The sequence below is a fragment of the Moorena sp. SIO3I6 genome, from assembly GCF_010672095.1.
Genome location: NZ_JAAHHU010001014.1, coordinates 1 through 1,791, shown reverse-complemented (window position 1 = coordinate 1,791; position 1,791 = coordinate 1). Strand labels below are relative to the sequence as shown.

3 protein-coding genes are annotated in these 1,791 nt (G+C 40.3%); all 3 read right to left on the bottom strand.

What is annotated here, in order from left to right:
• Positions 1–355: 355 nt before the first annotated feature.
• On the bottom strand, positions 356–931 hold the full coding sequence (locus F6K49_RS45550) for an iron-containing redox enzyme family protein (RefSeq protein WP_293108814.1): 576 nt from the start codon (positions 929–931) through the stop codon (positions 356–358).
• Positions 909–1,160 (bottom strand): hypothetical protein, encoded by a 252-nt coding sequence (locus F6K49_RS45545; protein ID WP_293108809.1) that lies wholly within the window; start codon positions 1,158–1,160, stop codon positions 909–911. The genes F6K49_RS45550 and F6K49_RS45545 overlap by 23 nt, the downstream gene beginning before the upstream one ends.
• A gap of 98 nt (positions 1,161–1,258) precedes the next feature.
• Positions 1,259–1,791 (bottom strand): methyltransferase domain-containing protein (locus F6K49_RS45540; protein ID WP_293108804.1); only part of this gene is annotated, 533 nt, incomplete at its 5' end.

Genomic DNA, 1,791 nt, shown 5'->3' with positions numbered 1-1,791 from the left:
GAAGTGAGGCATTTTTTGAGGGTGATGCAAGATTGTTGAGGAGCAATCATTGGAGGTGATGGACTGAATCTATTAACCGAAGCCGGTTAGGCTCCAGGAGTGTTGACTAACAGGACTGGTACACACCAACGATATCCTCAAACTTTTCTGAGGGTATAATCAGCCATTCTACAGTCAAATTTTAGGTCAGGTTACTGGACTTTTAGAACTCTACTAAGATGCGATTACCCTGCTAGAAAGTCATAGTAATTCTACTGCATTAATCAGAGACTTAGTAGGAGTATATAATTTATAATTCAGATTAATGGTAGTGGTACACAAGTAGTGATCGATAACAGAAGCGTCTAAACCTCATCTATTTTCTGGAGATATCTACTGAAAATAGTTCAAGATTGAGTGCATACATCTCATCCTGGAAGCGCATAAAAATATTCCATACCTCTTCAGTCACCATATAAACTAGGCTACGGGAAACTTCTATCTCATCCAGACGGCGGGCTAGATGGATAGAATCTCCAGCATGATCCGCTTCTACCACGCTATGTAAGGTGAGCCAAGTTAGATCATGCTCAGAAATTTCCTGAGTCCGCATGATTTGCTCATTGAGACATTCAATGAACTTCTTGGCGTAAATCTCTTCTACCAAAAATGCAGCGATGATAATAGTCGGATCAGGAGCATTAAAATAGCCTTCTAGTCGTTGTCTTAGTTTTATCCCAGGTGAGCTAATGTTCAGAGCATCCATCTTCCCGGTAGCAATTGACTCTGGTTGCCAGGGATGAAAGGCATGATAAAAGCGATTATATAGTAAAGTATGACACTGTTCAGGATTTCCGTTTCCAAGTTCATCATAGAGCTGTTTTACAAGTAAGCAACGAATAACATTATCGTCGATTCTAGACACAGCACTAGCGAGCGAGCCAGCGAACAAACTCTGCAGTAATCCCCTGAAGATTATGGAGAAGCAACCAAATGCTGGAAAGATCGATAGGCCTTGAATGCAACCACTGGAAGTAGTCATTTCTTATATCTTTTTGCTCGTAAAAATCAATGAGTGCTTCTAGGCTTTGGTAATTCCGATCTGGAGTAGTTGAGTTATTCTCAGGAAAACTCAGAGACACTGGTGATTCTTTCTGAGAAACCGAATGAAATGTAACCATACAAAAATATCTTGTTAAAAAATTTACCCAAAAACATCAGTATACTATTTATTATAGTAGTTTAGACTAATTCAAGAGTGTTGTAGTCTTTAACTTGACTATCGTTTCCCTGATGCCCGATATATTGTCAATGCTGCGGCACACTCAGGCTGGTTCGTAAGATTTCGGAAAAATTCTAGACCGGCTTCTAGCCTTTGAGAATCCTTTCCCAGTTTTCGTGTCATTTCCATGAGAGTTGGTTGTATACAAGAGTGCATATACTCTACCAACTTCTCTAGATCTTGATCTTCAGTATTACCAAAGTTATAAAACGCCCATGGTATATTAGTGACCTCCTGAAAACCCACTGAAGTTAAAAGTGGTCCCAAAATTCGCCCTATACAGGGATTACCATCTGCATATAAGAACATTTCACGGTAAGATTGTAGTAAATATTGATAATCAGGTGAGTCAGGCCAAATCAGGTGAGTTTCGTAATCAGTTTCAGTTACGGTAATTCGACCGCCTGGCTTGAGGACACGGTACGCTTCCTCCAGAATTGCTTTGGGATTTGAGACATGTTCTAAGAACCAGATGGCATAAACATGATCAAAACTGGCATCGGGCCAAGGAAGCTGAATGGCATCACCTA

Bases quoted from the DNA above. Each gene is read 5' to 3' on its own strand.
- F6K49_RS45545 (WP_293108809.1), bottom strand. From the start codon at position 1,160: ATGGTTACATTTCATTCGGTTTCTCAGAAAGAATCACCAGTGTCTCTG.